Source organism: Microbispora sp. GKU 823 (genome assembly GCF_002027145.1).
Classification (GTDB): domain Bacteria; phylum Actinomycetota; class Actinomycetes; order Streptosporangiales; family Streptosporangiaceae; genus Microbispora; species Microbispora siamensis.
The window spans coordinates 77,955-101,989 of sequence record NZ_MWJN01000011.1; the positions used below are offsets into that span (position 1 = coordinate 77,955).

The 24,035-nt window shown below is 70.6% G+C and carries 30 protein-coding genes and 1 pseudogene; 10 read left to right on the forward strand and 21 right to left on the reverse strand.

Annotated features, from left to right (window positions below):
• Positions 1-37 precede the first annotated feature (37 nt).
• Complete coding sequence (locus B1L11_RS08815; protein WP_079314026.1) at positions 38-955, forward strand: TIGR03620 family F420-dependent LLM class oxidoreductase; 918 nt, start codon at positions 38-40, stop codon at positions 953-955.
• Positions 956-970: 15 nt separating this feature from the next.
• Here the strand turns inward: B1L11_RS08815 and B1L11_RS08820 are convergent, their stop codons facing one another.
• Both B1L11_RS08820 and B1L11_RS08825 read right to left on the reverse strand, forming a co-directional pair.
• On the reverse strand, positions 971-1,150 hold the full coding sequence (locus B1L11_RS08820; RefSeq protein WP_079314027.1) for a hypothetical protein: 180 nt from the start codon (positions 1,148-1,150) through the stop codon (positions 971-973).
• A 119-nt stretch (positions 1,151-1,269) separates the two neighbouring features.
• Entirely contained in the window at positions 1,270-1,566 is a 297-nt protein-coding gene (locus B1L11_RS08825) for a dihydrofolate reductase family protein (RefSeq protein WP_218670978.1), read from the reverse strand.
• Positions 1,567-1,687: 121 nt separating this feature from the next.
• Between B1L11_RS08825 and B1L11_RS08830 the strand changes: the two genes are divergently transcribed.
• The 3 genes from B1L11_RS08830 to B1L11_RS08840 are packed head-to-tail and all read left to right on the forward strand — an operon-like array spanning position 1,688 to position 2,695.
• Positions 1,688-2,014 carry a PadR family transcriptional regulator gene (locus tag B1L11_RS08830; RefSeq protein ID WP_079314029.1) on the forward strand — a complete coding sequence of 109 codons (327 nt, stop codon included), beginning with the start codon at positions 1,688-1,690 and terminating at the stop codon, positions 2,012-2,014.
• Positions 2,011-2,367 (forward strand): DUF1048 domain-containing protein, encoded by a 357-nt coding sequence (locus B1L11_RS08835; RefSeq protein ID WP_079314030.1) that lies wholly within the window; start codon positions 2,011-2,013, stop codon positions 2,365-2,367. The genes B1L11_RS08830 and B1L11_RS08835 overlap by 4 nt, the downstream gene beginning before the upstream one ends.
• 1 nt (position 2,368) lies before the next feature.
• Entirely contained in the window at positions 2,369-2,695 is a 327-nt protein-coding gene (locus tag B1L11_RS08840; RefSeq protein ID WP_079314031.1) for a DUF1048 domain-containing protein, read from the forward strand.
• Between the two features lie 75 nt (positions 2,696-2,770).
• Here B1L11_RS08840 and B1L11_RS08845 read toward each other — a convergent pair whose 3' ends face one another.
• On the reverse strand, positions 2,771-3,532 hold the full coding sequence (locus B1L11_RS08845) for an SDR family oxidoreductase (protein ID WP_079314032.1): 762 nt from the start codon (positions 3,530-3,532) through the stop codon (positions 2,771-2,773).
• A 245-nt stretch (positions 3,533-3,777) separates the two neighbouring features.
• Here B1L11_RS08845 and B1L11_RS08850 point away from each other — a divergent pair, with 245 nt between their 5' ends.
• A complete protein-coding gene (locus B1L11_RS08850) occupies positions 3,778-4,677 on the forward strand; it encodes a helix-turn-helix domain-containing protein (RefSeq protein ID WP_079314033.1) in 900 nt (299 codons plus the stop codon).
• A 124-nt stretch (positions 4,678-4,801) separates the two neighbouring features.
• On the opposite strand, the gene B1L11_RS08855 is transcribed toward B1L11_RS08850, so the two are convergent.
• Positions 4,802-5,392: a TetR/AcrR family transcriptional regulator gene (locus B1L11_RS08855; protein WP_079314034.1), complete on the reverse strand. Its 591-nt coding sequence runs from the start codon at positions 5,390-5,392 to the stop codon at positions 4,802-4,804.
• A gap of 229 nt (positions 5,393-5,621) precedes the next feature.
• On the opposite strand from B1L11_RS08855, the gene B1L11_RS08860 reads away from it, so the two are divergent.
• Positions 5,622-6,560 carry an alpha/beta fold hydrolase gene (locus B1L11_RS08860; RefSeq protein WP_079314035.1) on the forward strand — a complete coding sequence of 313 codons (939 nt, stop codon included), beginning with the start codon at positions 5,622-5,624 and terminating at the stop codon, positions 6,558-6,560.
• Here the strand turns inward: B1L11_RS08860 and B1L11_RS08865 are convergent.
• Both B1L11_RS08865 and B1L11_RS08870 read right to left on the reverse strand, forming a co-directional pair.
• Positions 6,541-6,777 (reverse strand): hypothetical protein, encoded by a 237-nt coding sequence (locus tag B1L11_RS08865; protein WP_179155042.1) that lies wholly within the window; start codon positions 6,775-6,777, stop codon positions 6,541-6,543. The genes B1L11_RS08860 and B1L11_RS08865 overlap by 20 nt on opposite strands.
• Positions 6,774-7,445, reverse strand: coding sequence for a TetR/AcrR family transcriptional regulator (locus B1L11_RS08870; RefSeq protein WP_079314036.1), 672 nt, complete (start codon positions 7,443-7,445; stop codon positions 6,774-6,776). Before B1L11_RS08870 ends, B1L11_RS08865 begins: the two co-directional genes overlap by 4 nt.
• Positions 7,446-7,509: 64 nt before the next feature.
• Here B1L11_RS08870 and B1L11_RS08875 point away from each other — a divergent pair, with 64 nt between their 5' ends.
• Complete coding sequence (locus B1L11_RS08875; protein ID WP_079314037.1) at positions 7,510-8,967, forward strand: FAD-dependent monooxygenase; 1,458 nt, start codon at positions 7,510-7,512, stop codon at positions 8,965-8,967.
• 89 nt (positions 8,968-9,056) lie between these two features.
• Here the strand turns inward: B1L11_RS08875 and B1L11_RS08880 are convergent, their stop codons facing one another.
• From B1L11_RS08880 to B1L11_RS08895, 6 genes are all read right to left on the reverse strand, one after another.
• Positions 9,057-9,587, reverse strand: a complete 531-nt coding sequence (locus B1L11_RS08880) for a MarR family winged helix-turn-helix transcriptional regulator (RefSeq protein ID WP_079314038.1) — start codon at positions 9,585-9,587, stop codon at positions 9,057-9,059.
• Positions 9,577-9,918 (reverse strand): SDR family NAD(P)-dependent oxidoreductase, encoded by a 342-nt coding sequence (locus B1L11_RS50125; RefSeq protein ID WP_256862348.1) that lies wholly within the window; start codon positions 9,916-9,918, stop codon positions 9,577-9,579. The genes B1L11_RS08880 and B1L11_RS50125 overlap by 11 nt, the downstream gene beginning before the upstream one ends.
• A 17-nt stretch (positions 9,919-9,935) precedes the next feature.
• Complete coding sequence (locus B1L11_RS50130) at positions 9,936-10,307, reverse strand: SDR family oxidoreductase (RefSeq protein ID WP_256862349.1); 372 nt, start codon at positions 10,305-10,307, stop codon at positions 9,936-9,938.
• 73 nt (positions 10,308-10,380) lie between these two features.
• The gene (locus B1L11_RS08890) at positions 10,381-10,932 is read right to left on the reverse strand and encodes a phytanoyl-CoA dioxygenase family protein (protein WP_218670980.1); all 552 of its coding nucleotides are present in this window, start codon (positions 10,930-10,932) and stop codon (positions 10,381-10,383) included.
• The gene (locus B1L11_RS47990) at positions 10,914-11,144 is read right to left on the reverse strand and encodes a hypothetical protein (protein ID WP_218670981.1); all 231 of its coding nucleotides are present in this window, start codon (positions 11,142-11,144) and stop codon (positions 10,914-10,916) included. Before B1L11_RS47990 ends, B1L11_RS08890 begins: the two co-directional genes overlap by 19 nt.
• 189 nt (positions 11,145-11,333) lie before the next feature.
• The gene (locus B1L11_RS08895) at positions 11,334-11,783 is read right to left on the reverse strand and encodes a carboxymuconolactone decarboxylase family protein (RefSeq protein ID WP_079314039.1); all 450 of its coding nucleotides are present in this window, start codon (positions 11,781-11,783) and stop codon (positions 11,334-11,336) included.
• Positions 11,784-11,866: 83 nt separating this feature from the next.
• On the opposite strand from B1L11_RS08895, the gene B1L11_RS08900 reads away from it, so the two are divergent.
• The gene (locus B1L11_RS08900) at positions 11,867-12,751 is read left to right on the forward strand and encodes a sigma-70 family RNA polymerase sigma factor (protein ID WP_079314040.1); all 885 of its coding nucleotides are present in this window, start codon (positions 11,867-11,869) and stop codon (positions 12,749-12,751) included.
• 8 nt (positions 12,752-12,759) lie between these two features.
• Here B1L11_RS08900 and trpA read toward each other — a convergent pair whose 3' ends face one another.
• The 4 genes from trpA to B1L11_RS08915 form a co-directional block, all read right to left on the reverse strand.
• On the reverse strand, positions 12,760-13,578 hold the full coding sequence (trpA, locus tag B1L11_RS08905) for a tryptophan synthase subunit alpha (protein ID WP_079314041.1): 819 nt from the start codon (positions 13,576-13,578) through the stop codon (positions 12,760-12,762).
• Positions 13,575-14,828 (reverse strand): tryptophan synthase subunit beta, encoded by a 1,254-nt coding sequence (gene trpB / locus B1L11_RS08910; RefSeq protein WP_079314042.1) that lies wholly within the window; start codon positions 14,826-14,828, stop codon positions 13,575-13,577. The genes trpA and trpB overlap by 4 nt, the downstream gene beginning before the upstream one ends.
• Before the next feature lie 122 nt (positions 14,829-14,950).
• Positions 14,951-15,115 carry a tryptophan biosynthesis modulator TrpM gene (trpM, locus tag B1L11_RS54620; protein WP_372974656.1) on the reverse strand — a complete coding sequence of 55 codons (165 nt, stop codon included), beginning with the start codon at positions 15,113-15,115 and terminating at the stop codon, positions 14,951-14,953.
• Positions 15,116-15,295: 180 nt separating this feature from the next.
• On the reverse strand, positions 15,296-16,444 hold the full coding sequence (locus B1L11_RS08915; protein WP_256862350.1) for an epoxide hydrolase family protein: 1,149 nt from the start codon (positions 16,442-16,444) through the stop codon (positions 15,296-15,298).
• A 648-nt stretch (positions 16,445-17,092) separates the two neighbouring features.
• On the opposite strand from B1L11_RS08915, the gene B1L11_RS08920 reads away from it, so the two are divergent.
• A complete protein-coding gene (locus B1L11_RS08920; RefSeq protein ID WP_079314044.1) occupies positions 17,093-18,100 on the forward strand; it encodes an RNA polymerase subunit sigma-70 in 1,008 nt (335 codons plus the stop codon).
• Positions 18,101-18,424: 324 nt separating this feature from the next.
• On the opposite strand, the gene B1L11_RS08925 is transcribed toward B1L11_RS08920, so the two are convergent.
• From B1L11_RS08925 to B1L11_RS53785, 4 genes and pseudogenes are all read right to left on the reverse strand, one after another.
• A complete protein-coding gene (locus tag B1L11_RS08925) occupies positions 18,425-19,009 on the reverse strand; it encodes a dihydrofolate reductase family protein (RefSeq protein WP_079314045.1) in 585 nt (194 codons plus the stop codon).
• A gap of 371 nt (positions 19,010-19,380) precedes the next feature.
• On the reverse strand, positions 19,381-20,355 hold the full coding sequence (locus B1L11_RS08935; RefSeq protein ID WP_256862351.1) for a radical SAM protein: 975 nt from the start codon (positions 20,353-20,355) through the stop codon (positions 19,381-19,383).
• 238 nt (positions 20,356-20,593) lie between these two features.
• The gene (locus B1L11_RS53780; RefSeq protein ID WP_306291619.1) at positions 20,594-21,331 is read right to left on the reverse strand and encodes a hypothetical protein; all 738 of its coding nucleotides are present in this window, start codon (positions 21,329-21,331) and stop codon (positions 20,594-20,596) included.
• Between the two features lie 301 nt (positions 21,332-21,632).
• Positions 21,633-21,833: pseudogene (locus tag B1L11_RS53785) on the reverse strand (hypothetical protein); the annotation flags it as partial.
• 25 nt (positions 21,834-21,858) lie between these two features.
• Between B1L11_RS53785 and B1L11_RS08945 the strand changes: the two are divergent.
• A complete protein-coding gene (locus B1L11_RS08945; protein ID WP_218670982.1) occupies positions 21,859-23,211 on the forward strand; it encodes a cytochrome P450 in 1,353 nt (450 codons plus the stop codon).
• On the opposite strand, the gene B1L11_RS08950 is transcribed toward B1L11_RS08945, so the two are convergent.
• Positions 23,127-24,020 (reverse strand): MBL fold metallo-hydrolase, encoded by an 894-nt coding sequence (locus B1L11_RS08950; RefSeq protein WP_079314048.1) that lies wholly within the window; start codon positions 24,018-24,020, stop codon positions 23,127-23,129. The two genes, B1L11_RS08945 and B1L11_RS08950, sit on opposite strands and share 85 nt — an antisense overlap.
• Between the last annotated feature and the right edge of the window lie 15 nt (positions 24,021-24,035).

The window sequence follows — 24,035 nt, forward strand, 5'->3', positions numbered from 1 at the left end:
TTTCGATGTGACAGCGACGAGCACGAGGAGATCAGCCATGGGCGACCTCGACGGCCTGGACCTGGGCAGGTTCGGGATCTACACCTTCGACTTCGAGCACCAGTCCGCCGCGCGGATGCGCGAGTCGATACAGGAACTGGAGGACCGGGGATGGCCGGCGTTCTGGATCCCCGAACTGACGGGGCGTGAGGCGTTCACGCACGCCGGCTACCTGCTCTCCTGCACCCGGCGGATCATCGTCGTCAACGGCATCGCGCAGATCTGGTCGCGCGAGGCCCCGTGGGCGTACGGCGCCGCGCTGCTCCTGGCCGACGCCTACCCGGGGCGGCACGTGCTCGGCCTAGGATTCGGCGGCGTGCCGCGGCCGGGGATCACGCCGCTGGCGGCCATGGCCGGATACCTCGACGAGATGGACGGGCTGGAGACGTCCAACCCTCTGCCGCAGACGCCGATGCGCCGCATCCTGGCGGCGTACGGGCCCAAGATGCTCGAACTGGCCCGAGACCGCTCCGCCGGCGCCCTCACCTATCACGTCACCGTGGCGCACACCGCGCGGGCGCGGGAGATCCTCGGGCCTGAGGCGTTCCTGGGCGTCGAGCACCCGGTGCTGTTCGAGTCCGACCCCGCCAGGGCCCGTACGGCCGCACGCGAGCACCTCCACCCCTACCTGAACACGCCGTACAACATCGCGAAGTTCCGGCGGCTGGGCTACACGGACGAGGAGATCGCGGGCGGCGGCAGCGACCGTCTCGTCGACGACCTGGTGTTCTGGGGCGACGTGGACACCGTCGTGGCCAAACTTCGTGCCCACCTCGACGCCGGCGCCGACCACGTCGCGATCCAGGTCATCGGGATCGAGCCGGGGCGGTCCGCGATGCCGTACTGGCGGATGCTCGGCGACGCCCTGCTGCCCCGTGACGTGTATCAGGGCGCCCGCGTTCGATCCACGGCATGAGAAGAGGCCGCGGTCCTACTGGACGCCCCACTTCATGAGGACGAAGGCGCCCAGGATCTTCAGCGCGACGAGCGCGATGATCACACAGAACACGATCAGCGCGGGGCGGTGCTCGAAGTGCTTGCCCTCCTTCAGCGGAGGGCGCTTGGCGACGCGCTCGGCGATGCGCTCTTCGAGGGGTTTGCGGTTGAACATGAACGCACACTACTGCCCGCGTCGCTCGGCCCGTCTGACGACCTCGGCCGCCAGGCCCCTCGCCTCCCCGCAGGCGCCCGCCCCGGCACCACCGATGACTGTGTGTCGCTTGCTGGGTCTCACTTGTCGGCTGACGCGTACACCAGCTCGAGGATTCCCGACGGGAATGCCGTGCTTTTCACCAAACGCAGCTTCACAGCCTGATCCAGCTCGGGGAACAGCGGCGCACCCTTGCCTGTGACGACGGGCAGCACGACCTTGGGGATCTCGTTCATGGCCCGGGCAGAGGGGTGGTCGGAGCTGGGCCAGTATCCCGCCATGATCTCGTAGGTGTTGCGGCCCATGAGGAAGGCCCCGGCCTCCCACAGCCGGCTCACAAAGTACTCCTCCTGCTTCGGGTCGTCGATGCTCATCATGACATCCCGGATTCCGTTGTCCGCGTCGGCGCTGATGACCGCTTCCGCAGTCCACTACTCTGTGATACTTTGTAGTGGTACTCGGTAGTACAAGGTACCAGGAGACCGAAGAGGACCAACGATGGACGACCTGACGGAGATGCTGAAGGGCACGCTTGAGGGCTGCGTGCTTGAAATCATCAGCGGAGAGGAGACCTACGGGTACGCCATCACGCGCCGGCTGAACGAACTCGGCTTCGCCGACGTCGTCGAGGGGACGGTTTACACCATCCTGCTGCGGCTGGAGAAGAACGGGCTCGTCCAGGCGACGAAACGACCGTCCGAGCTGGGCCCGCCGCGCAAGTTCTATGCGCTCACCGACGCGGGGCGCGAAGAACTCGCAACGTTCTGGGCCAAGTGGGAGTACATCACATCACGGATCGACAAGCTCAAGGAGGGCGGGAGATGAACTTCTGGGAGACCGTGACAGGCAGCGATCTCACCAGGGAATGGAAGGCGTTCGAAGCCCGGGCCGAGGCATTGCCGGCTGACTACCGGGCGGCGTGGGAAGAGATCAAGGGCCGTCTTTTTCCCTACTCGGACTTCACAGGTCGAAACCTGATGCCGATTCTCGACAACGCTCTGGGATTGCTCGAAGAGACGGCATCCGATGGGCAGAACGTTCGCGAGGTGCTGGGTGACGACATCGCGGGCTTCTGTGCGGCGCTGGCCGGTGGAGAAGGGGCTCGGAGCTATCGCGACCGGTGGCGCGAGCAGTTGAACAGGAACGTCGCGAAGAAATTGGGCCGGTTAGGAGGCTGACGTGGGCATCCGCGACATCATCGAGGGCAAGAAGCAGTGGCGGGCGCACATGGCGCGGGTCAAGGCGCTCCCACCGGATTATCAGATCGTCTACAAGGAGATTCAGAGGTACATCTTCAAGGTTGGACCGATCGATTTGCTTGACGGGCCTCTGCTCTCAGGGATCGTCGATTTCTTCGAGGAGGGCGTCGCGGCCGACAAAGGAGTCTTGGAACTCCTCGGCAACGATGTCGCCGCCTTCTGTGACGATCTGATGAAGGACTCGCGTACCTTCGCGGACGTCTATCAGGAGTCCGTCAGCGGGAAACCCGGCACCGCCGAGAAGTAACATCCCGACCGGCGCCGGGGGCCCGCCCTCGGCCGCATTGAGGCCGCGTCTCGGCGCCCCGCGCGGTTGTCGTGCCTACTGACGGCTCGGAAGCATCGCGAGCGCCTGCGACCGCTGGGCGACCAGATCGGCGTAGGTGCCGTCGCGCTCGGCCCACCGGTGCATCAGCACGCCCTTGACGAGGATCTCGTGCGGAGTGGGGTTGGTCTGGAGCAGGTCCATCACCTCGGTGGCGAACTCGGCCAGGTCGAGCGCACGGGGGTTGAGCTGAGCCTGCTCCGGCGTGGTGGCGACAGCCGGGGGGACGAGTTCGGACACCTCGACGCCTGTGCCGTCCAGTTGCGCGCGCAACGCCTCGGAGTAGGCGTGCACGCCGGCCTTCGAGGCTGCGTAGGTCGGCATGACCGGGAACGGCAGGAACCCGATGCCAGAGGTGACCGTGATGATGGTGCCGGCGCCGCGCCCGACCAGGTGCGGGGTGAACGCGTCGATGACGCGGATGGTGCCAAGGAGGTTGGTGTCGATCGTTTGCTGTGCGACACCGAAGTGAGCGGGATCGCGCAGATCCTCAGGAATCATGATCCCCGACATCGTCACGATCGTGTCGAGACCCGGGTGGCTGCGGAGGATCGTGTCGCGGGCACGCCCGACGCTGTCCTGGTCGGTCACGTCGATGGGAACGGTGCCGAACCCCTCGGCGGCGAGTCGGTCGAGCAGGTCGGCTCGTCGGCCGCCGACGACGACAGAGCTGCCGGCCGCGGCGAAGCGGCGGGCGAGCTCGAGACCGATTCCCGAGGTGGCGCCGGCGATGAAGACGGTGCGGTTGGTGATGTCCATTGATTGCTCCTGCTCAGGGCGCGCCGGTCAGCGACACGCCAGTGGTTCCGTCGGCCGCGTCACGCGGACGGAAAACCGGCCGTTGCCGCCCGCCTGAACGCGCGTCGCGATCGGGGCCGCGTACGCCGGTACCGCGGCGGCACCTTCAGTGTTGAGCCGTTCTCCGGCTGGAGGCAGTGCCCCCGTCTTCCGGGGTCCTGTCAGGGCCCCCCTTGGCCGGGAGAGCCCGAAATACGATGGCGGATATGAGCGACGACGAACGCGCCAACCTGCTCGGCAGTTACCTCCGGGCCCGGCGGGCCCTGGTCACCCCGGAGCAGGTGGGGCTCGCGCCGGGTACGAACCGGCGCGTTCCGGGGCTTCGCCGTGAAGAGGTCGCCATGCTCGCGGGCATCAGCGCCGACTACTACCTGCGGCTGGAACGCGGCCGCGACAAGAATCCTTCATCGCAGGTCCTCGAATCGCTCGCGCGGGTCCTGCACCTCGACGAGCTCGAACAGGAATACCTTCTCGGCCTGGCCGCCGCGCGCCCCAGGCCTCAGCGGCGTAGGAAGCCCGAACGTGTCCCCGCACGGTTGCACCAGCTCCTGGCGAGCGTGCAGGTTCCCGCCTTCGTGGAGGGGCGCGCGTTCGACGTGCTCGCGTCCAACCGGCTCGCGGTCGCGTTGTCGCCGCGCCTCCAGCCCGGGTACAACCGTCTGCGGTCGCTGCTGCTCGATCCCGAGGAGCAGGCGTTCCAGCAGCACTGGACGCGCTCCGCGGAAGGATTCGTCGCCGCCTTCAGGAAGTCCGTCGGGGACGACATCGACAACCCGCGGTTCGTGGAACTGGTGGGCGAGCTTTCCCTGTCGAGCGAGCGCTTCCGAACCCTCTGGGCGCGCCACGACATCCGCAACCTCGAGGGCGGCACCACTACCGTGAACCATCCCGTCGTCGGGGAGCTGCGCCTGCACCGAGACAAGCTCCCTGTGGACGACCTCCTCCTGGTCCTCTACTACGCCGATCAGGGTAGCGAGAGCGACGAGAAGCTACGCCTCCTCGCCTCCATGGCCGGGACAACACCCACCGGGACGGGCGTCGGATCACAAACGGCTGAACCGAACGGCCGTCTCGACACCCACGGTGACCTGACCGCCGAGCATTAGCGTGTTCCTTGACGTCGAGCCGGATCACGTTCGATCGGCATGGGACCCTCCAGGAAGGCGACAGGCTCGGGCAGCTGGTCCCGTACTTCGCGGGTGGTTGGTTCGGCTGATGTTGCCCTGGGTGCTATTCGCGCCTGCGCAACGCCTGTGAGAGCGCGTCGACGGTTACGCCCACAATGGCCAGGAGCTGCGCCGGGCTCGCCCCGGCTCTGCTCATGACGGCGAGAGACTGGTTCACGGCCGCCACGTGTTCGGCGAAGGCCTCGGCGTCCTGGTCGGTCAATCGGCCTGCCTTCAGTGCGGCGCGGAGACGCAAGCGCTGGAAGCCCAACGCCTCTTTCGCGTGTGCCGCGACGCTCGGGCTCAGCACCGGGATTGCCATGGCCGACTGGGCGACCAGGCATCCATCCGGCAGTTCGGGATCGGCGATGCGTTCGAGGGTGACGTCGAAGAACGCACGAACGGCTGTAAGGAGATCCGAGGCTGCACACGACAGGGCGGCGTCGTACTTTTCGCCGTAGCGCGCGGCATAGCGATCCAAGCAGCGTAGGAAGAGCGTGTCCTTGTCGCCGAGCGAGGAGTAGATGGAGCTGCGGTTCAGGCCGGTTGCCCGGGACAGATCGTCCACTGACGTGTCGGCGTAGCCGGCGCGCCAAAACTGGATCATCGCGGCGTCAAGTGCCGTCTCCATGTCGAATTGCTTCTTGCCTGCCACGTGGCACTTCCTTGCCGGTGTGTCGATGTCTCGGGCTGCGCTGCGCACCATCCTATCTTGAACCAATCAGTTCAAGATGTGCTAGCGTCCAAGCATGGTCATGGCCAGGCCGTCGGGACCCGGATTTCGAGCACCATGCTGGCCGCTCTGGTCATCTGTACCGCGCTCGTGGGCCTAAGCCTCGGGCGAAGCACCGAACCAGCACACCTAACACCGATGGAGGATCCCCGTGACTGACGCTGCGACCAGCGCTTGGCATGTCTGCGAAAGTAACCCTGTCCGCGACCTGCCCATGCACGACCTGGCGGGATTCACTCACCGCTGGGTCGACGCGGACGGCGTCCGCCTTCATGCCGTCGAAGGCGGCCAGCCGACCGGCCCGGCTGTTGTCCTGCTCGCCGGATTCCCGCAAACCTGGTGGGCTTGGCGGAAGGTGATGCCCAGCCTCGCCGGCCGTTTCCACGTCATCGCGATCGACCTGCCGGGTCAGGGCCACTCCGAGCGTCCGGAGCGCAGCTACGATACGCACACGGTCGCCGCGCACGTCCACGCCGCCGTGAAGGCTCTCGGAGTGCCTACTTACTGGCTGGTCGCCCACGACATCGGCGCCTGGGTCGCTTTCTCCCTCGCGCTCAAATTCGAGAGCCAACTGCGCGGGGTCGCTCTGCTCGACGCCGGAATTCCCGGCATCACCCTCCCCGAAGCGATTCCCACCGACCCGGATCGGGCATGGAAGACCTGGCATTTCGCGTTCCACCTTGTGCCCGACCTGCCCGAGACGCTGCTTGCCGGCCGCGAACGGGACTACGTCGGCTGGTTCCTGAAAATGAAGGCCCTCTCTCCCGACACGTTCGACGACACCGAGATCGACCACTACGCAGCGGCCGTCGCCGTCGACGGTGGCCTCCGCGCTTCCCTTGCCTACTACCGAGACGCCGCCGAGTCGGCGCGCAAGAACCACGAGGCGCTCAAGCGGCAGCACCTGACTGTGCCCATCCTCGGAATCTCCAGCAGCCATGGCTCCATCCCGGACATGGCGGCCTCCATCAGCCCATGGGCCGACGACGCCACCGGAGTCGTCGTGCCCGACGCTGGACACTTCATCCCCGATGAGCAGCCCGAAGCCGTCGCTGCCGCTATAGCCGATTTCATCCTCGACGGCGACTGACACCGGTCGAACCTGCCCGACTGCGCACCGCGGCCAGTTCGTTCTGGACGAACATCGCGGTCATCGCGTTGAGGAGGCCGAACGCCTCCAGCTTGCGCGAGACGGGCGCCGGATGGCCGGCGAGGATCTCCAGGAAGCGCTCCAGTAGGTCCGCCGCGTGCGGGCCGAGAGCCGGTCGCGTGACGACCAGGGCCGGAAGCCAATCGAGCGGCGTCAATCACCGGCCAGTCCTTTGATGATCAGGTTCAGGCCGTGGGCGAAGTGGCCGACGAAGTCGGTGCTGGTCAGCGTGGCCTCGGCGGCTGCCAGGTTGGGGTAGGTACCCGGGTCGAGGGCCGCGTGCAGCAGGGCCAGCGTGGCGGGCAACTCGGACTCGGCGAGAGCCTGGGCGGCCTGTTCCTCCAGCGTGTGGCCGACGATGAAGTGGACGATGGTGAGTGCCGTACGGGTGGCCGCCTCAGGGCTCAGGCATGTCTCACGCAGCACGCCCACGAGGGTGTCGGTGTAGCTCAGCGTGTTGGGGCCGACGGAGTGGGTGCCCGCGTAGACACGTGCGCCGTCGCGGTGACGCAGCAACGCCATACGCAGCCGCCCGGCCAGTTCGGTGATCTGTTCGCGCCAGGTGAGCCCGTCGGGCAGCGGGCCGGCGCAGCCCGCGAGCATCTCCTCGGCCATGGCGGCGAGCAGCGTCTGCTTGGTGGCGAAGTGCCGGTAGAGCGTGCCCACCTGGACGTCGAGGGCCGCGGCCAGGCGCCGCATGGTCAGCGAGTCGAGCCCGTCCTCGTCCACCAGGCGCAGGGCGGTGGCGACCGCCTCGGGCACGGCCAACTTGCGGGGGCGGCCCCGGGAGCGCTGGGCGGACGGGGAGGTTGACGTGGGTCCCATGTCCAGTGATATTAATGACCTCGATTTTATGAACGTTGTTCATTTAATGGGAGGGACGCAAACCGTGCACACCGACGTGATCGTGGTGGGAGCCGGCCCCACCGGGCTGCTGCTGGCCGCGGAGCTGGCCCTGGCGGGCGTGGGGGTCCGCGTACTCGAACGAAACGACGCGCCCACCAGCCAGTCGCGGGCGCTCACGCTGCATCCGCGCAGCATCGAGGTGATGGACCTGCGCGGCATCGCCGACCGTTTCCTGGCCCGCGGTCACACCCTGCCCGGGTGGCATTTCGCGGGCCTGAAGACCCGCCTCGACTTCACCGCCCTGGACACCCGGCACGGCTACACCCTGTTCCTGGAGCAGGCCCGTACCGAGGAACTACTCGACGCCCGCGCCCGCGAGCTGGGCGCCGAGATCGTCCGCGGCTGTCAGGTCACCGCCGTGCGGCAGGAGCCGGACAGCGTCGTCGTCGAAACAGCGCGGGGAGAGACGCTACGCGCCTCGTACGTCGTGGGCTGCGACGGTGGACGCAGTATCGTCCGGCAGGCGGCGGGCATCCCCTTCGACGGCACCGACGAGACGCTGTCCGGTATGCTCGGCGACTTCGCCGTCACCGGTCCGGACGCCGCGCGCTCGGCCGAGGCCCACGGCGTGCTGGCCGTGCCGCTGGAGGGAGGGCTGACCCGGTTCGTGGTCATCGATCCCGAACGCATGCGGGTGCCGTCTGACCAGCCCCTGACGTACGAGGAGTTCCGGCAGGCTCTGACGAACGTCGCCGGCACGGACTTCGACGTCGCCGAGCCGCACTGGTTGTCGCGGTTCGGCAACGCGACCCGCCTGGCCGGGCGGTACCGGCAGGGCCGGCTCCTGGTGGCGGGTGACGCGGCCCACATCCACTTCCCGGCGGCGGGGCAGGGCCTCAACACCGGTCTGCAGGACGCCATGAACCTGGGCTGGAAGCTTGCCGCCCAGGTCAAAGGCTGGGCCCCGGAAGGGCTGTTGGACTCCTACGACGCCGAGCGCCGGCCGGTCGGCGCGGCCGTCACCGCCAACACCGAGGTGCAGACGCTGCTGATGGAACTGACGCTGGTGCCGCAGTACCACCGGCCGGTCATGGCGCTGCGCGGCATGCTCGACGGCCTCCTGCGCATCGGGGAGGTCAACCGCAACCTGGCCGCGTCGGTCTCGGCGATCGGCACCCACTACGGCGACGGCTCCCCGGCCGGGGCTCGGGTACCCGACCTGCCGATCAGCGTCGCGGAGCGGCCCGGGGTCGAGCGCCTGTACCAATTGCTGCACGACGGGCGGTTCCTGCTCGTCCATACGGGGCAGCAGGCCGGCGCGTCCGGCCGGGACGACCGCGTGGAGACGGTCACCGCCACGGCCTGGCAGCCCTCGCCCGACCTGGAGGAGGCCGAGGCGCTACTCGTCCGGCCGGACGGGCACCTCGCCTGGGCAGGGCCGATCGAGGCCGAGCAGCAGGCGCTGCTGGACTGGAGCGGAGCGGCGGCGGTAGCGCCGTGACGACGCTCCACCGGCTCAGCGGCCGCCGGCCATTTCGCCGCTACCGCACCCGGCGCTACCGGCTGCGACGTGGAAGGAGACATGACGGGTCAGTCCCCGACCTGCCCGGTCAGGCTCGGGCCGCCGAGTCCGGCGAGCAGTTCGCGCAGCAGGCCGGCGAGCTGCTCGCGGCGTTCGGGCGACAGATGGCCGACCAGGCGGTCCTCGGCCACGAGCAGGTCGGCGACGACGCGGTCGAGCAGGGCGTTGCCCGCGTCGGTGAGGGCGACCGCGCGCGCGTGGTAGCCCGACCCGGCGGTGGTCCGTTCGACCAGCCCGGCCCTGGCCGCCCGCTCCACGCGCTGGGTGATCGCGCCGCGCGTCACCATGCACGCCTCGGCCAGCTCGCCCGGGCTCATCCGGTAGGGCGGGCCGGAGCGCCGCAGCGTGGACAGCAGATCCAGGGTCGCGACGTCCACGCCCAGCTCCGCGAGGAGACGGCGGCGCTCGTCACCGAAGAACTTGGCGGCCCACCAGATCCGGGTGATGACCCCGATCGACTCCACCGGGACGCCCGGCAGCTCCCGCCGCCAGGCGTCCTGGATGGCGTCCGCGCCGTCGCGTGGCGGCTCAGCGGCCACGCTCGGCCCCGCCGTTCACCTGGATGATCTGCGCGGTGACGTGCCCGCCGCCGGGGGAGGCGAGCCAGTGCACGGTTTCGGCGATGTCCTGCGGCGTCCCGGCCCGGCCGGTGTGGGTCTGCCCGACGAGCATCGTGCGGCGTTCGTCGTCCATCGTGCCGCGGAAGAACTCGGTGTCCTCGATGAACCCCGGGGCGACCACGTTCACCGTGATGCCGCGCGGCCCGAGGGCGGAGGCGAGGTCGAACGCGTACGGGTGCAGAGCCGCCTTCATCGGGCCGTACGAGGTGCCGCCCGACCCGCGGAAGGCCGCGATCGAGCTGATGAACACGACTCGCCCGTGCGGGTTCAGCAGATCGCGGAACGCCTCGGTCGCAGCACCGCCGTCAGCACGTTGGCCCGGAAGTTTCCGGTCCACCGCTCCGCGATGCCGTCGGAGCCGCCGGAGCCGCCGTGCCTCTCGATGTTGCCGCCCGCGTTGTTGACCAGCACGTCGATCGTGCCGAAGCGCCCGGCCAGGTCGGCGCGCACCCGCTCGACCTCCGCGGGCTCGCTCAGGTCGGCCACCAGTGCGGTGCCGCCGATCTCCTTCGCCGTCCTCTCCAGGACGTCGGCGCGGCGGCCGATGATCGCCACCCGGTCCCCGTCGGCGGCGAAGCGCGCCGCCACGGCCTTGCCGATGCCGGTGCCGCCGCCGCTGACCACTATCGTGCGCGTCATCACGATCCCTCTCTGAGTTTAGGCCTAAACTCAGCCTAGCTCACCGGAGGTACCGGATCGCGACGGAGGCCGGTCAGCCGCCGAGCCCGAGCCGTACGGCCCGGGCGAGGGGGGTGGCGTCGCCGGGGGCCAGCGCCTCGGTCAGGAAGAGCGGGATCTGGGACATGAAGCGAGGCCGGGCGCCGTGGTGGGGCTGCGCGGCGTGGACGAGGTGCGGGTGGCACAGGTAGACGTCGCCGGGCAGTCCCGTGGCCCGGGTCTCGGGCCGGTGCGCGGTCGCCTCGTCCAGCACCGGGCCCGAGGCGAAGAACTCCAGCCCCTGCTCGCCGTACGGTTCCAGGACGCGGACGGTGTCGAGGTGCGAGCCGGTCCTGATGCGGGTCGGCGCGTCGTCGGGGCCCACCTCCGACAGCAGCACCAGCACGAGCATCGTGCGGGACCTGAGGGTGACGGTCCCCCAGGCGCCGTCGGGTCCGGGGTCGTTCTGGTCGATGTGCCAGCCGGTGTCCCCGGCGTCGGAGGGGTGGGGGAAGCGGACAGGCGTGTTGCCGATGGTGCCGCGCGGCACCCATCCGCCCTTGCCCGCGACGAGGTCCAGCGCCTCGGTCAGGCGCGGGCCGCGCATCGCCTCCCCGAACGGGCCCCGCCCCGCCGGGTCGGGGGGCGGCCCACACCACCGGCTGCGTCCAGTCGTCCGGCCGGTCGGGGGGACAGCCCGATCTGCCGCCACAGCAGATCCCTGATCCGGTCCCCGGTCTCGCGCGGGAACGCCTCCTCCACCTTGAGGAAGCCCTCGGTGACGAACCGGTCGAGGTCGGCGTCGGTGAAAACAGCCATGGCCGGACGCTAACGACCTCCCGCACGGGTGTCGATCGATTTAATCCCGGCACAGCCGGCCCGTGATGCCGGCAAGGGCCGGAACGCCGAGACCTGGAAGGCGAGCCGCCCGCGAGGATCCGGCAGGACGCCGCCCCAAGGCATGTGAGGGCCGGGGGCGTCATCCCGGCGGATGACGCCCCACCCGGCTCACCAGGTCTTGCCGGCCTGCTCCCGGATCGTACGGTTGATCCGGTTGAAGAAGTTGGTCATCGCGATGTTCAGGATGATCGCGGACAGCTGCTTGTCGTCGAAGTGGGCGGCGGCGGCGTCCCAGATCTCGTCGGTCACTCCCGGTGCGCCGTCCTGGATCCGGGTGGCGGCCTCGGTCAGCGCGAGCGCCGCCCGCTCCGCCTCGGTGAAGAACGGCGTCTCGCGCCACGTCACCACGTTGTGCAGCCGCTCGTCGGTCTCTCCGTGCTTCTTCGCCGACGCGACCCCGGCGAAGACGCACGGGCTGCAGCCGTTGATCTGGCTGGCGCGCAGGTGGACCAGCTCGAGGACGCGCGGGTCGGCGCCACCGGAGTGAATCGCCTTGTAAAGGTGCTGGATCGCCGTGGTCACGTCGGGATTCGCCGGGCTCTTCATACGTGCTTCCATCTGTACTGCTCCTTCATCGGTTACCTCGGCCCGTCCGGGCCCGTCATCCCCATGACGGAGCAGATTCGAGGAAGGTAACAAACATGTCCGACACCAGCCCGGCGGACCTGGTGACCAAGACGTTCGAGGCCCAGCGCGACCGGCTGCGCGCGGTCGCCTACCGCATGCTCGGATCGCACGCCGACGCCGAGGACGTGGTCCAGGAGGCCTGGCTGCGGCTGTCCCGCCAGGACACCGCGGCCATCCACAACCTCGCCGGCTGGCTGACCACGGTGGTCGGCCGGATCAGCCTCGACGTCCTGCGATCGCGCCAGGCCCACCCAGAGGCGTCCTACGACGACCGGCTGCCCGAGTTCGTCGTGACTGTCGACGACGGCCCCGCGCCCGAGGACGACGTGGCGCTCGCCGACACCGTCGGGCTCGCGCTCCTCGTCGTCCTGGAGTCGCTCGGTCCGAGCGAGCGGCTGGCGTTCGTGCTGCACGACCTGTTCGCGGTCTCGTTCGACGAGATCGGCCAGATCCTCGGCAAGTCCACCGCCGCCGCCAAGATGCTCGCCAGCCGCGCCCGCAGGAAGGTGCAGGCGGCCGAGCACCCCACGTCCGCCCGGCCGGAGCAGCGCGAGGTGATCCAGGCCTTCCTGTCGGCGGCCCGCCGCGGCGACTTCGAGGGGTTGCTGCGCGTGCTCGACCCCGAGGTGAAGCTGACCGCCGACACCCCCGGCGGTGTGGTCGTCGTCCTCGGCGCCACCGAGGTCGCCGCCGGCGCGCAACTCCGTCTGCGCGCCGGCGCGGCCGCACGAGGCCGAGCGGTGCTCGTCAACGGCCTTCCCGGGCTCGTGGCATGGCGCGAGGACGGCACCCCGCTGTCGGTCATGGCGTTCACCGTCACCGACGGCCGGATCGCCGACATCTCGGTCGTGGCCAACCCGGCCAGGCTCGCGGCGATGGACCTGCCGGACCCGGAGTGAGTCGCCGATCAATCCGCGTGCCGGCGGGTCGCACGGCTGAGTTCGGTGGTGAGTTCCGCCACGGTCGCGGTTCCCGCGGCGGCATCGGGTGCGTCGAGGACAGCCTTGACCAGTGCGGACGCGACGATCACGCCATCGGCGAAGCGAGCCACCCGGGCAGCCTGCGCGGCGTCGGAAATCCCGATTCCGACGCAGACCGGGAGTTCGGTGACCGCCCTGATGCGCCGCACCAGCGAGCCGGCGGCCGTGCTGACAGCGTCCCGGACGCCGGTGACTCCCATCAGCGCCGAGGCGTAGACGAACCCTGTTCCCGCCGCGGTGAGTTCCCGCAGCCGCTCGTCGGTCGTACTCGGCGCGGCCACGAAGACGGTGGCGAGACTGTGCCTGGCCGCGGTTTCGCGCCACAGCGCGGACTCCTGCACGGGCAGGTCGGGCAGGATGCATCCTGCGCCGCCTGCCTCGGCCAGCTCGCTGCCGAAGCGCTCGGCGCCGTACCTGTCGATCGGGTTCCAGTACGACATGACCAGGACCGGCTTGCCGGTGGCCTGGTACGCCTCTCGCACGGTGCGGATGACGTCGGCGATCCGGACACCGCCACGCAGGGCGATCTCGTCGGCGGTCTGGATCACCGGGCCGTCGAGCACCGGGTCGCTGTGCGGCAGGCCGATCTCGACGATGTCGGCTCCGCTGTTCAGCATCGCCTGGGTCGTGGCGATGCCGTCGTCGACGGTCGGAAAGCCGGCTGTCATGTACGTGATGAGCGCGGCCCGGTTCTCTTGCTTCGCCCGGGCCAGTGTGTCGGCCAGAAGCCGCAGGTTTCCGCTCACTTCTGGACCCTCCCTGCCGTGGCCGCCTCGGCGTCCTGCTCGAAGTACCGCGCGGCGGTCTCCATGTCTTTGTCGCCCCGGCCTGACAGGTTCACCACGATGAGCCCGTCCGGTCCGAGTTCGGTGCCGACGTCGATGGCGCCGGCGAGCGCGTGGGCGCTCTCTATCGCCGGGATGATGCCCTCGGTCGACGCGAGCAGCCGGAAGGCCCGCATCGCGGCGGCGTCGGTGACCGGGCGGTATTCGCCGCGGCCGGTGTCGTGAAGGAATGCGTGCTCCGGTCCGACGCCCGGGTAGTCGAGCCCGGCCGAGATCGACCATGGCTCGGTGATCTGGCCTTCGTCGTCCTGCAGCACGTAGGAGCGCGAGCCGTGCAGGATGCCGGGCTCGCCCGCCGTGAGCGTCGCCGCGTGCTTCCCGCTCTCCACGCCATGCCCGGCGGCCTCGCAGCCGATGAGGCGTACGTCGGTATCCGGGAGGAAAGCGTGGAACAGGCCGATGGCGTTGGATCCGCCTCCGACGCACGCGATCGCGGCATCGGGCAGGCGGCCGGCCCGCTCCACGATCTGGCGGCGGGCCTCCACGCCGATGACACGCTGGAAATCGCGGATCATGGCGGGGAAGGGATGGGGCCCGGCGACCGTGCCGAAGATGTAGTGCGTGGTCTCGACGTTGGCGACCCAGTCCCGGAACGTCTCGTTGATGGCGTCTTTGAGGGTGCGGGAGCCAGAGGTGACCGGTGTCACCGTGGCGCCGAGCATTTCCATCCGTGCCACGTTGACCGCCTGCCGGCGGATGTCGGTTTCCCCCATGTAGATGGTGCATTCCAGGCCGAACAGCGCGCATGCCGTCGCGGTGGCCACCCCATGCTGGCCGGCTCCCGTCTCCGCGATCACGCGCGGCTTGCCCATCCGCTTGGTCAGCAGGGCCTGCCCGAGCACGTTGTTGATCTTGTGTGAGCCGGTGTGGTTGAGGTCCTCGCGTTTGAGGAACACCCGTGCGCCGCCGGCGTGGCCGGCGAACCTGGGCACTTCGGTGAGCGCGCTCGGACGGCCTGCGTAGTGGGCGAGCAGTTGCTCGAACTCGGCGGCGAACGCGGGATCCGCCTTGGCCCTCTCGTACTCGACGGCGACCTCGTTCACGGCGGCGACAAGCGCCTCCGGGATGAACGTGCCGCCGAACGCACCGAAATATCCGTGCTCACTGGGGGATTCGCCCGGCAACGCCGGGAAGAAGAATTGGCTGTTCATCGCGCATACGCTCCTGGCACGGGCCACGCCCGGCTCTAGGTGGCTGGTAAGGGGATGTGTGAGTGAGCCTCGTCGTCCCGGATTCTCGACAGGAACGACGGAGCCGAGGAGAGCGATCTCGCTCAGATACCTCGCACGGCACAGGGAGTGCCGGACCAGCGCATCCCGTTCACCTGACCAGCCTCGGCGCCGAGCACATACCGCACCTTGCGTCCGAGCACACGCCGCGCGGGGGCACGGCAGCCGCGCGGACGGCACCCAGGGGCGAGGCGGATGGCGATGGGCACAGCAGGATGCTAGCCCACGGACCGGAGCCGGGCCGCGACCGGGCCACGACCGGGCCATGGTGGCGCCGCCAACCGCCAAGACCGCCGACGTTCACGACCGCCACCGGCAAGACGACGATCACCCTGACGATCCCGCCGTCAGCCCCCGCAGGTGTCTCTGCCTTGCTTCCCGGCCGCCCCCTACTGGGCTCTCAGCTTCCGGAAGAAGTCCCGGACGTCGGTGACCAGGAGGTCCGGAGCCTGCAGCGCGGCGAAGTGCCCGCCGCGGGAGAAGCTCGACCAGTGCACGACCGTGTTCGACAGCTCCGCCAGCCCGCGGATCGCCCGGTCGCCGAGGAAGTTCGCCACCCCCGTCGGCACCGGCGAAGGCGCGGGGCGCCTGCCCCACGCCTGTGACCCGATCTCCAGGTACAGCCGCGCGGCCGATCCCGCCGTCGCGGTCAGCCAGAAGATCGTGACGTTGGTCAGGACGGTGTCGCGGTCTACGGGGGTTCGCTCGGTGCGGGTGGGGTCCCAGTCCACGAACCACTCCAGGTTCCAGGCCAGTTGCCCCGCCGGGGAGTCGTTGAGCGCGTACGCCAGGGTCTGCGGCCGCGTGGACATCTGGGTGGCGTAGCCGGAGTGGGCATGCCACCACGCCTGGTTCCGCCTGGCCTGTTCGCGCTCGTCGGCGGAAAGCCTGTCCAGCTCGCCGGGGTCGATCGGTGTCGAGGCGGTGGCCAGCGCGTTGACATGGACGCCGATCACGCGCTCCGGCGCGATCCGGCCGAGTTCCGGGGAGACGATGCTGCCGAAGTCGCCCCCCTGAGCGCCGTAACGCTCATATCCCAGGCGCCGCATGAGCTCGGCCCAGGCCCGCGCCACCCGGCCGGCGCCCCAGCCGGTCTCGCGGGTCGGGCCGGAGAACGCGAAGCCCGGCACTGAGGGCGCGACGACGTGGAAGGCGTCCGCCGGGTCCCCGCCGTACGACCGCGGGTCGGTCAGCGGCCCGAGGATGTCCAGGAAGTCGTACACCGTGCTCGGCCACCCGTGCGTGAGGATCAGCGGTGTGGCGTCGGGCTCGGGGGAGCGTACGTGCAGGAAATGGATGTTCTGGCCGTCGATCTCGGTGGTGAACTGCGGGACCTTGTTGAGGCGGGCCTCGTGCTCGCGCCAGTCGTAGCCGGTGCGCCAGTGTTCGACCAGCTCCATCAGGTAGTCCTTGTTCACCCCGTAGGACCAGCCGACGCCGGGGAGTTCGTCCGGCCAGCGGGTGCGGGCCAGACGGCCGGCCAGGTCGTCGAGCTCGGCCTGCGGAATGTCGATGCGAAACGGTTCTGGTGTGCTCACGCCAGTCAGCCTCCCGCCCGTGTAGGACAGCTCCGGTCCTAAACATCCGTCACCATGGACGAACGTTGCAAACCCCGGCCCACTGCGCGCGGCGGGCCCACCGTGGACGCGGATGTCGTCCGGCCGCTGTCGGCAGGGCCGAGGTGTAGGCGCGCACGGCCTCCGGCGAGGTGATTCGGCCGGACCGGCCGCGTCGGCCAGCGAGGTGGCGCAGGAACAAGGCGAGCGCCTCGGCGGTCGGCACCCCTCCCGGCGTCTCCGCGTTGTCACGGTCGGGTACGGCGGTGAGGGCCGGTCTGTCGCCATCTGGCCCGCTTCCCTGGTTGTCGGATAACACGCGTGAAAGGTGCACGGCCCGCACGGGTGTTCCCGCAGGAGCCGATCCCGCCGTTGTCGGATGATGCGCCGGCGAGGCCGAGGAGCGCGCCGACATGAAGCGACTCCAAGCTCACCGCGACGCTGTGACCGCGCCACCGCCGGTCTGAACCGTCGGTTAGGCGTCCTGCCCGACCCGAGCACGTCCCCTGGATCGACCCGACCCATCCGGCCCGACGAACGGCCCGGTGTCAGCGGCTTAACCGCTCAGAAATCCTCCGCCACGTCGTCAGTTCTGGTAGCCCCTCGCCACCTGCGGAAGGATTGACGACCATGACCGACGCCAGACTGCTGGGCGACGACGAGGCCGCGTTCATCGCGGCGGCCCGCTCAAAGGACCCAGCACAGTTCGCGCTCATCACGGAGCGCCACCGGCGTGAGCTGCAGGTGCACTGCTATCGGATGCTCGCGAACTACGAGGACGCCCAGGACATGACGCAGGAGACGTTCCTGCGGGCGTGGAACAAGCGGGAGTCGTTCAAGGGCCACGCGGCCCTGCGGACCTGGCTGTACCGGATCGCGACGAACGCCTGCCTCGACTTCCTGGAGAAGCGCAACGACCGCACACCCGTACCTGCCGAGCTGCCGGACCCCGGCTCCGAGGTGCCGTACCTGCAGCCCTACCCGGACCGGATGCTCCCGGAGGACCCGCAGGAATCGGTGGTGGCGCGGGAGACGATCGAGCTGGCGTTCATCGTCGCCGTCCAGCACCTGCCGCCGCGGCAGCGGGCGGCGTTCATCCTGCGCGACGTCCTCGGCTGGCCGGCATCGAAGGCCGCCGACGCCCTCGAGCTGACCGTCGCATCGGTGACCAGCGCACTGCAGCGGGCGCGCGTGACGATGCGCGAGCAGCTGCCCGACCGCCGCCTCGACTGGCGGAGCCCCGCCACCCACGAGCTGTCGAATGACGAGCGCAGCGTGGTGAAGTCGTATATCGACGCCCATGAGCGCAACGACCTCGACGGGCTGATGGCCCTGCTGCGCGACGACCTGCGCTTCGCGATGCTGCCCGAGCCGGGCACCTTGATCATGACGGCCAAGGACGCGGTGGATGGCTGGGTCTCCGGTGGGCTCTTCCAGCGCGGCTACGACGACTGGCGCTGTATCACCACGACGGTCAACCGCATGCCCGCCGCCGCGCTGTACCTCCGCACCCCCGGCGACCCGGAATACCGCTTGTTCAACATCGCGGTCCTGCACATCGTCGACAGGAAGATCGCCGAGCTCACCGGATTCGACGCCACCGACAAACCATGGCTGGGCCTGCCCCCGACACTGTGATCAGCGGAGTCCCCATCGTCGACGAGTCCAGCGCACGGGCCGCCGTCACCGAAGTCACCGCGGAATGAGCACCCCGACCAGCTGAACACCAACGCGGCAACGCGAACACCACAGCCCCGCCGGCGTTGCCGGCGGGGCATCCTCATGCCCGAAGATCACCGTCGTGATCAAGACGCCGTCGTCCTCATCTCCGGCGAGTCGGTCAACAGCTCACTTGGAACGCAAGGAAGGGGCCGGGGAAGGTTCCCTCATAGCCGAGGGCCACGGTGAGCACGCCAGGAAGGATTTCGACCCGGCCTCACGAGCCGAGCATTCGGCCCGTGCTCATCGCCTCGTCTCGTACCTGGTCAGCACCACGCCGCCGGGAAACGTCCGGGTCTCCACCAGGCTCAGGTTCACCCAGTTGTCCAGGGCTGTGAAGAACGGCGTGCCGCCGCCCACCAGGACCGGATGGGTGACGATCGCGTACTCGTCGATCAGCCCGGCCCGCATGGCCGCCGCGGCGAGTGTGGCACCGCCGATGTCCATGGGGCCGCCGTCGTCGGCCTTGAGCCTGGTGATCTCGGTGACCGCGTCGCCGGTGACCAGACGGGTGTTCCAGTCGACCGTGCTGGTCGTAGAGGAGAACACCACCTTCGGCATGTCCCGCCAGCGGCCGGCGTACTCGATCACCGCCGGTGTGGCACCCGGTTGCTTGTCGGCTGTCGGCCAGTGGGAGCTCATCGCCTCCCACAGCTTGCGCCCGTACAGCGCCAGGCCCGTCGCGTCCACCCGGTCGGACCACCACTGGAACAGCTCGTCGCTCGGCGACGAGTCCGGTCCCTCCCCCCCACTCCAGCCGAGGTCGTCGCCGGGCGCGGCGATGTAGCCGTCCAGGGTCGCGTTCATGGCGAAGATCAGTTTCCGCATCGTGCCAGCCTCTCGTGAGTCGATCGCACACGTACAGACGGGCGCGGCGCGGAAACCTAATCGGTGCGCGATCCGCGTCCGCAGGTGGTCCTCGCGTTCCGGACTCAGCACGGCGTACTCGGCGGCCTCGAGCACCACCGACCGGATCTCGATTTCACCCTCGCAAACGCCAGGTCACACAGCTACAGCGCCGGGCCCTCTCACCGCGCTGGAGATCGCCAACCGGTTCCGCTCGTGGCAGGCATGCTCGACGTCGACTTCGACATCGAGTCGCCGCCGGAACTCGCCCGGCACCTTCGCAAGCTGTCCGACCGCTTCACCAGTGCGGCCGTACAGCGGTGACAGGAGTTCCGCCGCGGCGGCGGCTCCGGTCAGACGAGGGCGAGCTGGCGGTCGGGGGAGCGGCGCCGCCGCCAGCGCCGGGCGTCCCTGCCGATGCCGTAGGTCTCGGCGAGGACGCGCACCTGCTCGGCGATCCGCCGCCGGTAGCCGTCCTCGGCGACCTGGCCCCTGCCGTACAGCGCCTGATAGCGCGGCACGAGACCGGGATGCTCCCGCTCCAGCCACCCCATGTACCACTCCCGCGCGCCGGCCGGCAGGCGCAGCACGACGGGCGTCACGCTGACCGCGCCCGCCTCGGCCGCCCGCCGTACGGTCGCCATGAGGTGATCGGTGGAGTCGGTGATGAGCGGCAGGATCGGCGCCATCAGCACACCGCAGGGAATGCCGGCCTCGTTCAGCGCGGCGCAGATCTCCAGGCGCCGCTGCGGTGTCGCGGCTCCCGGCTCCACGGCGCGCCGCAGGCGGTCGTCGACGAAGCCGACCGACACCAGGGCGCCGACCTGGGTCACCTTCGCGGCGTCGCGTAACAGGTCCAGGTCGCGCAGGACGAGGGGGCTCTTGGTGAGCACGGTGAACGGGTTGGCCGCGTCGGCCAGGGCCCGGATGACGCCGGGCATCAGGCGGTAGATCTCCTCGGCCGGCTGGTAGCAGTCGCCGGTGAGGCCCAGCGCGACCGGCTCGCCGCTCCAGCGGGGGGAGCCCAGCTCACGCCGCAGGCGGCGGGCCAGGTCGGTCTTGACGACGATCTTCGTGGAGAAGTCGCGGCCCGGGTCCAGGCCGAGGTAGCGGTGACCGCGCCGGGCGGTGCAGTAGCCGCAGCCCGCCTCGCAGCCGCGATAGGGGCTCGCGCCCCACGTGAAGGGCAGCTCGGCGGCCTCGGGCACCCGCTCGAGCGCCGCGCGGGCCGGCACCTCGAAGCAGGTGATGCCGTCGAAGACGCGCGTGACGGCCTGCCGCTCGATGCGCGGGCGGGTGGGGCCCTCACCGACGAGCGACTGCTGCACGGACTTTCCTGCAGGCTGCCGCACGGGCTGGCCAGGCTGCGACACGGGCTGCCTGGGCTGCTGTTCCTGCTCTTGCTCGGGCTGCCGCGCCTGCTGCTGCTCCCGGGGCCGCGCAGCGGGCTGGTCCTCCGCACGGGAAGTGGCGTCGCGACGCATGAGGTTCAGTAGAACACGCATTCGACCCCCGCGCCAAGTGTCCACGCCCGCGCGTCCCCGCCCGTACGGGGCCCCGCGGCGGTCAGGGTTCGGCGGAGGCGGCGGCGTGACAGGCGCCGTACCCGTCGGCACGCGCGACCACGCGGCCCGACCGCACCCGGACGGCCGCCTCGGTCCCGTCGCTCACGGCGGTCACCCCGGCCGCCGCCGCGACGGCCCCCTCGTCGTCGTGCACCACGCGCAGGCGCGGCCAGGCCGGCGCGGGCAGCGCCTGCCGCAGGCAGGCGCGCAGGCCGGCGAGGGTCAGCCGGGCGAGCGGCCCCAGCTCGCCGGGGTCGCCGGTGACCAGGACCGCGGTGACCTCACCGCCCGGCGGCGCGGCCCGCACCGCCTCCTCAACGGCCCCCAGGCGGTGCAGCCCGAGGACCGCCACCACGCCGTCACCCGTCAGCGGGGCCGGCTCGCCTCGCAGCGCGTCCACCGCGGGCGGCGGCGACCAGGGCTCGCCCGCGGGCCGCGCGCGGGGGACGAAGGGCAGGTGAGGGGCGTCCCACCGGTCGCCGAGATCGAGGTCCGCCAGCGCGGCGCACGCCGCGACGATGTCGAACGGCTCGGCGAACCCGGGCGCCGCGTCGGCCATCTGGCTCGCACCGTGCAGGGTGGTCAGGGCCGTCTCCGCGATCCGCACCCGGCGCTGCGCGCAGTCGTCCCCGTCCAGCCGTTCGAGCGCGAGCCCGAGCACGATCGCGTTCAGCTTCATGAGCTGCGCGAACGGCTGGCGGACCCGCTGGTCGGCGAGCACCTCCGGCATCAGGTCCATGCCGAGCCTGGCCGGGCCGTCGCTGGCCAGCGGAAGCCGCGAGACCCAGGCGCGGGCGAACGCCGCGAGCGCCTCCCGGGCCGTGGCCGCGCCGGGTGTCTGGGCATGGGGTGTCTGGGCATGGGGGTGTCTGGGGCATCGGGGCGTCTCGGGGGCCGGGTGTCGTCGCCGGACGGCGGGGGGAGGGCCGCCACCCGCCGTCCGGCCCGGCCTCCCGTTCGGCCAGGTCGGCCAGCACCGAGAAGTACAGGGCCCGCTTGCCCGGGAAGTTGGAGTAGACCGCGCCGCGGGTGAGTCCGGCCCGGTCGGCGATCGCGTCCACCTTGGCGTCGCGGAACCCCCGCTCGGCGAACTCGTCGCGGGCGGCGGCCAGCACCCTGGCCCGGTTGCGGGCCTGAAGCTCGGCCCTGGTGAGGCGTTCCATCCCTCTCCTCGTCCGCGTACGCCCGCTTGCCGTACGGCGGGACCCAAGATACCGTCGCCACTCAGATGACAAGAACATCTGGACTCAACATCTGGAGTTGCCCGTGATCGCCCTCCCCGAGGTGGACCTCACCGACCCCGAGGTCCTGCGCGACCCCTTCACCGCGTACGGACGGGTGCGCGAACGCGCGCCGCTCGCGCGGCTGCTGATCCCCGGCCTCGGCCCGATTTGGGCTGTGACCAGGCACGACGGTGCTCGGGCGATGCTCGGTGACGCCCGTTTCGAGCTCACCGCCGACAGCTTCATGCGCCCGCAGGTCCCCGACGACTGCCTGCCGTACATGCGGACCATGAGCGAGATGGAGGGCCCCGAGCACGCGCGGCTGCGCAGACTGGTCGCCCCGGCCTTCTCCCCCCGGCGCGCCGCCGAGTTCCGCCCCCGGATCGAAGGCATCGTCGACGCCCTGCTCGAGGACCTGCCCGCCCGGGCCGACGGCGGACAGGTCGACCTGCTGCGGCACTTCGCCCGGCCGCTGCCGATGGACGTCATCTGCGCGCTGGTCGGCATCCCCGAGGAGGACCGCCCGCGCTGGCGCGAATGGGGCGCAACCGTCGCCGCCGGGGCGGGCCAGGACTTCGCGCGGGCCATTCCGGGCATCATGGCGGGGGCCAGGGACGCCGTCGCCGCCGCCCGCGCCGATCACTCCGGCGAGCCCGGCGGGGGCGTGCTGGGCGAGTTGGTGCGCGTCCAGGCCGAGGACGGCGACCGGCTGAGCGACACCGAGATCGTCACCCTCGTCTGGCACCTGGTCCTCGCCGGGCAGACCCCGACCAACCTCATCGCCAACGCCGTGGCCGCCCTGCTGTCCCACCCCGACCAGCTCGCCGCCGTACGCGCCGACCCCGCGCTGATGCCGGGGGCCGTCGAGGAGCTCATCCGCTGGTGCGGCCCCACACTGCTGGCGATCCCGCGCCACGCCCGCCAGGACGTCGAACTGTACGGTGCGACCGTGCCCCGGGGCGCCAAGATCACCGCCCTGGTCGCCGCGGCCAACCGCGACCCACGGGTGTTCGCCGACCCCGACCGCCTCGACGTCACCCGGGCCCCCGGCGCCGGCCACCTGGGGTTCGCCCACGGCCCGCACTTCTGCCTCGGCGCCTCCATCGCCCGCGTGCAGACCCAGGCCGCGCTCACCGCGCTGCTGCGCCGCTTCCCCGGCCTGGCCATGGCCACTCCGCCCGACGAGCTGCGCGCCCCCCGACCCCGGCACCTGGCGGCTGTCCGCGCTCCCGGTGACCCTGTGAGAAACGGCCCGCGGCGCGGCGCCCGCTCGGCGGCCGGAAGCGGGCGACGCGCGGGCTCACCACCAGGTCAGACGACGGGGACCCAGGTGAACCGGCCGTCGGAGCGGCGCTCGGCGCGCCCGAAGACCACGTCGGCGAAGTGGCCGCCGTAGCCGACGGTGTCCGGGCGGCTCAGCTCCTCGACCAGGCGGCGGCGATGCTCGGCGGACTCGCCGGGGTCGTGGTCGATGCCGCAGGACCACTCGGGGTGGGTCACCTGGACGGGGGAGTGGAGTGCGTCGCCGAACGCGATGAGCCGCCGGCCGCCGCCGGTGATGGTGTAGGTGGTGTGGCCGACGGTATGCCCCGCCGCGAACGAGGCCCGGACGCCGGGAAAGATCTCCTCGCCGTCCGCGGCCGGGTGAACGCGGGAGGCGAAGACGGCCAGGCGTTCCTCGGTCGCCCCGCCCTCGGCGGCGAGGTCGCGCCGCTCCCACTCGGGCGCCGCGACGAAGTGGGTGGCGTGCGCGAAGGGCGGTGTGCCGGTGCCGGGCGCGGCGCTCCAGGCCCAGCCCAGGTGGTCGGTGTGCAGGTGGGTGATGGCGACGGCGTCGATCTGACGCGGCTCCCGGCCCAGCCGCCGCAGGCTGTCCAGCAGCCGCCCGCCGTACAGTTCGCCCAGGAACGGGTTGGCCGGGTCATCGGGGTGGGACTCCGGCCCGAATCCGGTGTCGATGAGCAGCGCGTGCTCGCCTCGCTCGACCAGCAGCGCGCCGATGCCCGCCACCAGGAAGCCGCCGTCGTCGAGGTGGTCGCGGTCGGCCGCCCAGTCGGCGGCGGTGGCGGCGGGCAGCCAGCCGCGCGGCTTGAGCCGGACCAGCCCGTCGGGGACGTAGCTGATCGTCAGCTCGCCCAGGCGGAGCGTACGGATGCGCGGCGCGCTGCTCAGCCGCGCCCGGTCGAAAACGGTGGTCGTGGTCATGGACCCTGCCTTGCG

Bases quoted from the DNA above. Each gene is read 5' to 3' on its own strand.
- B1L11_RS08950 (WP_079314048.1), bottom strand. From the start codon at position 24,020: ATGACCACGACCACCGTTTTCGACCGGGCGCGGCTGAGCAGCGCGCCG.
- B1L11_RS08820 (WP_079314027.1), bottom strand. From the start codon at position 1,150: ATGTTCAACCGCAAACCCCTCGAAGAGCGCATCGCCGAGCGCGTCGCC.
- B1L11_RS08870 (WP_079314036.1), bottom strand. From the start codon at position 7,445: ATGGGACCCACGTCAACCTCCCCGTCCGCCCAGCGCTCCCGGGGCCGC.
- B1L11_RS08925 (WP_079314045.1), bottom strand. From the start codon at position 19,009: ATGCGGAAACTGATCTTCGCCATGAACGCGACCCTGGACGGCTACATC.
- B1L11_RS08825 (WP_218670978.1), bottom strand. From the start codon at position 1,566: ATGATGAGCATCGACGACCCGAAGCAGGAGGAGTACTTTGTGAGCCGG.
- B1L11_RS08850 (WP_079314033.1), top strand. From the start codon at position 3,778: ATGAGCGACGACGAACGCGCCAACCTGCTCGGCAGTTACCTCCGGGCC.
- B1L11_RS08895 (WP_079314039.1), bottom strand. From the start codon at position 11,783: ATGGAAGCACGTATGAAGAGCCCGGCGAATCCCGACGTGACCACGGCG.
- B1L11_RS08920 (WP_079314044.1), top strand. From the start codon at position 17,093: ATGACCGACGCCAGACTGCTGGGCGACGACGAGGCCGCGTTCATCGCG.
- B1L11_RS08890 (WP_218670980.1), bottom strand. From the start codon at position 10,932: ATGCGCGGCCCGCGCCTGACCGAGGCGCTGGACCTCGTCGCGGGCAAG.
- B1L11_RS08830 (WP_079314029.1), top strand. From the start codon at position 1,688: ATGGACGACCTGACGGAGATGCTGAAGGGCACGCTTGAGGGCTGCGTG.
- B1L11_RS08845 (WP_079314032.1), bottom strand. From the start codon at position 3,532: ATGGACATCACCAACCGCACCGTCTTCATCGCCGGCGCCACCTCGGGA.
- trpB (WP_079314042.1), bottom strand. From the start codon at position 14,828: ATGAACAGCCAATTCTTCTTCCCGGCGTTGCCGGGCGAATCCCCCAGT.
- B1L11_RS08835 (WP_079314030.1), top strand. From the start codon at position 2,011: ATGAACTTCTGGGAGACCGTGACAGGCAGCGATCTCACCAGGGAATGG.
- B1L11_RS08815 (WP_079314026.1), top strand. From the start codon at position 38: ATGGGCGACCTCGACGGCCTGGACCTGGGCAGGTTCGGGATCTACACC.
- B1L11_RS47990 (WP_218670981.1), bottom strand. From the start codon at position 11,144: ATGGCTGTTTTCACCGACGCCGACCTCGACCGGTTCGTCACCGAGGGC.
- B1L11_RS53780 (WP_306291619.1), bottom strand. From the start codon at position 21,331: ATGGACCTGATGCCGGAGGTGCTCGCCGACCAGCGGGTCCGCCAGCCG.
- B1L11_RS50130 (WP_256862349.1), bottom strand. From the start codon at position 10,307: ATGACGCGCACGATAGTGGTCAGCGGCGGCGGCACCGGCATCGGCAAG.
- B1L11_RS08900 (WP_079314040.1), top strand. From the start codon at position 11,867: ATGTCCGACACCAGCCCGGCGGACCTGGTGACCAAGACGTTCGAGGCC.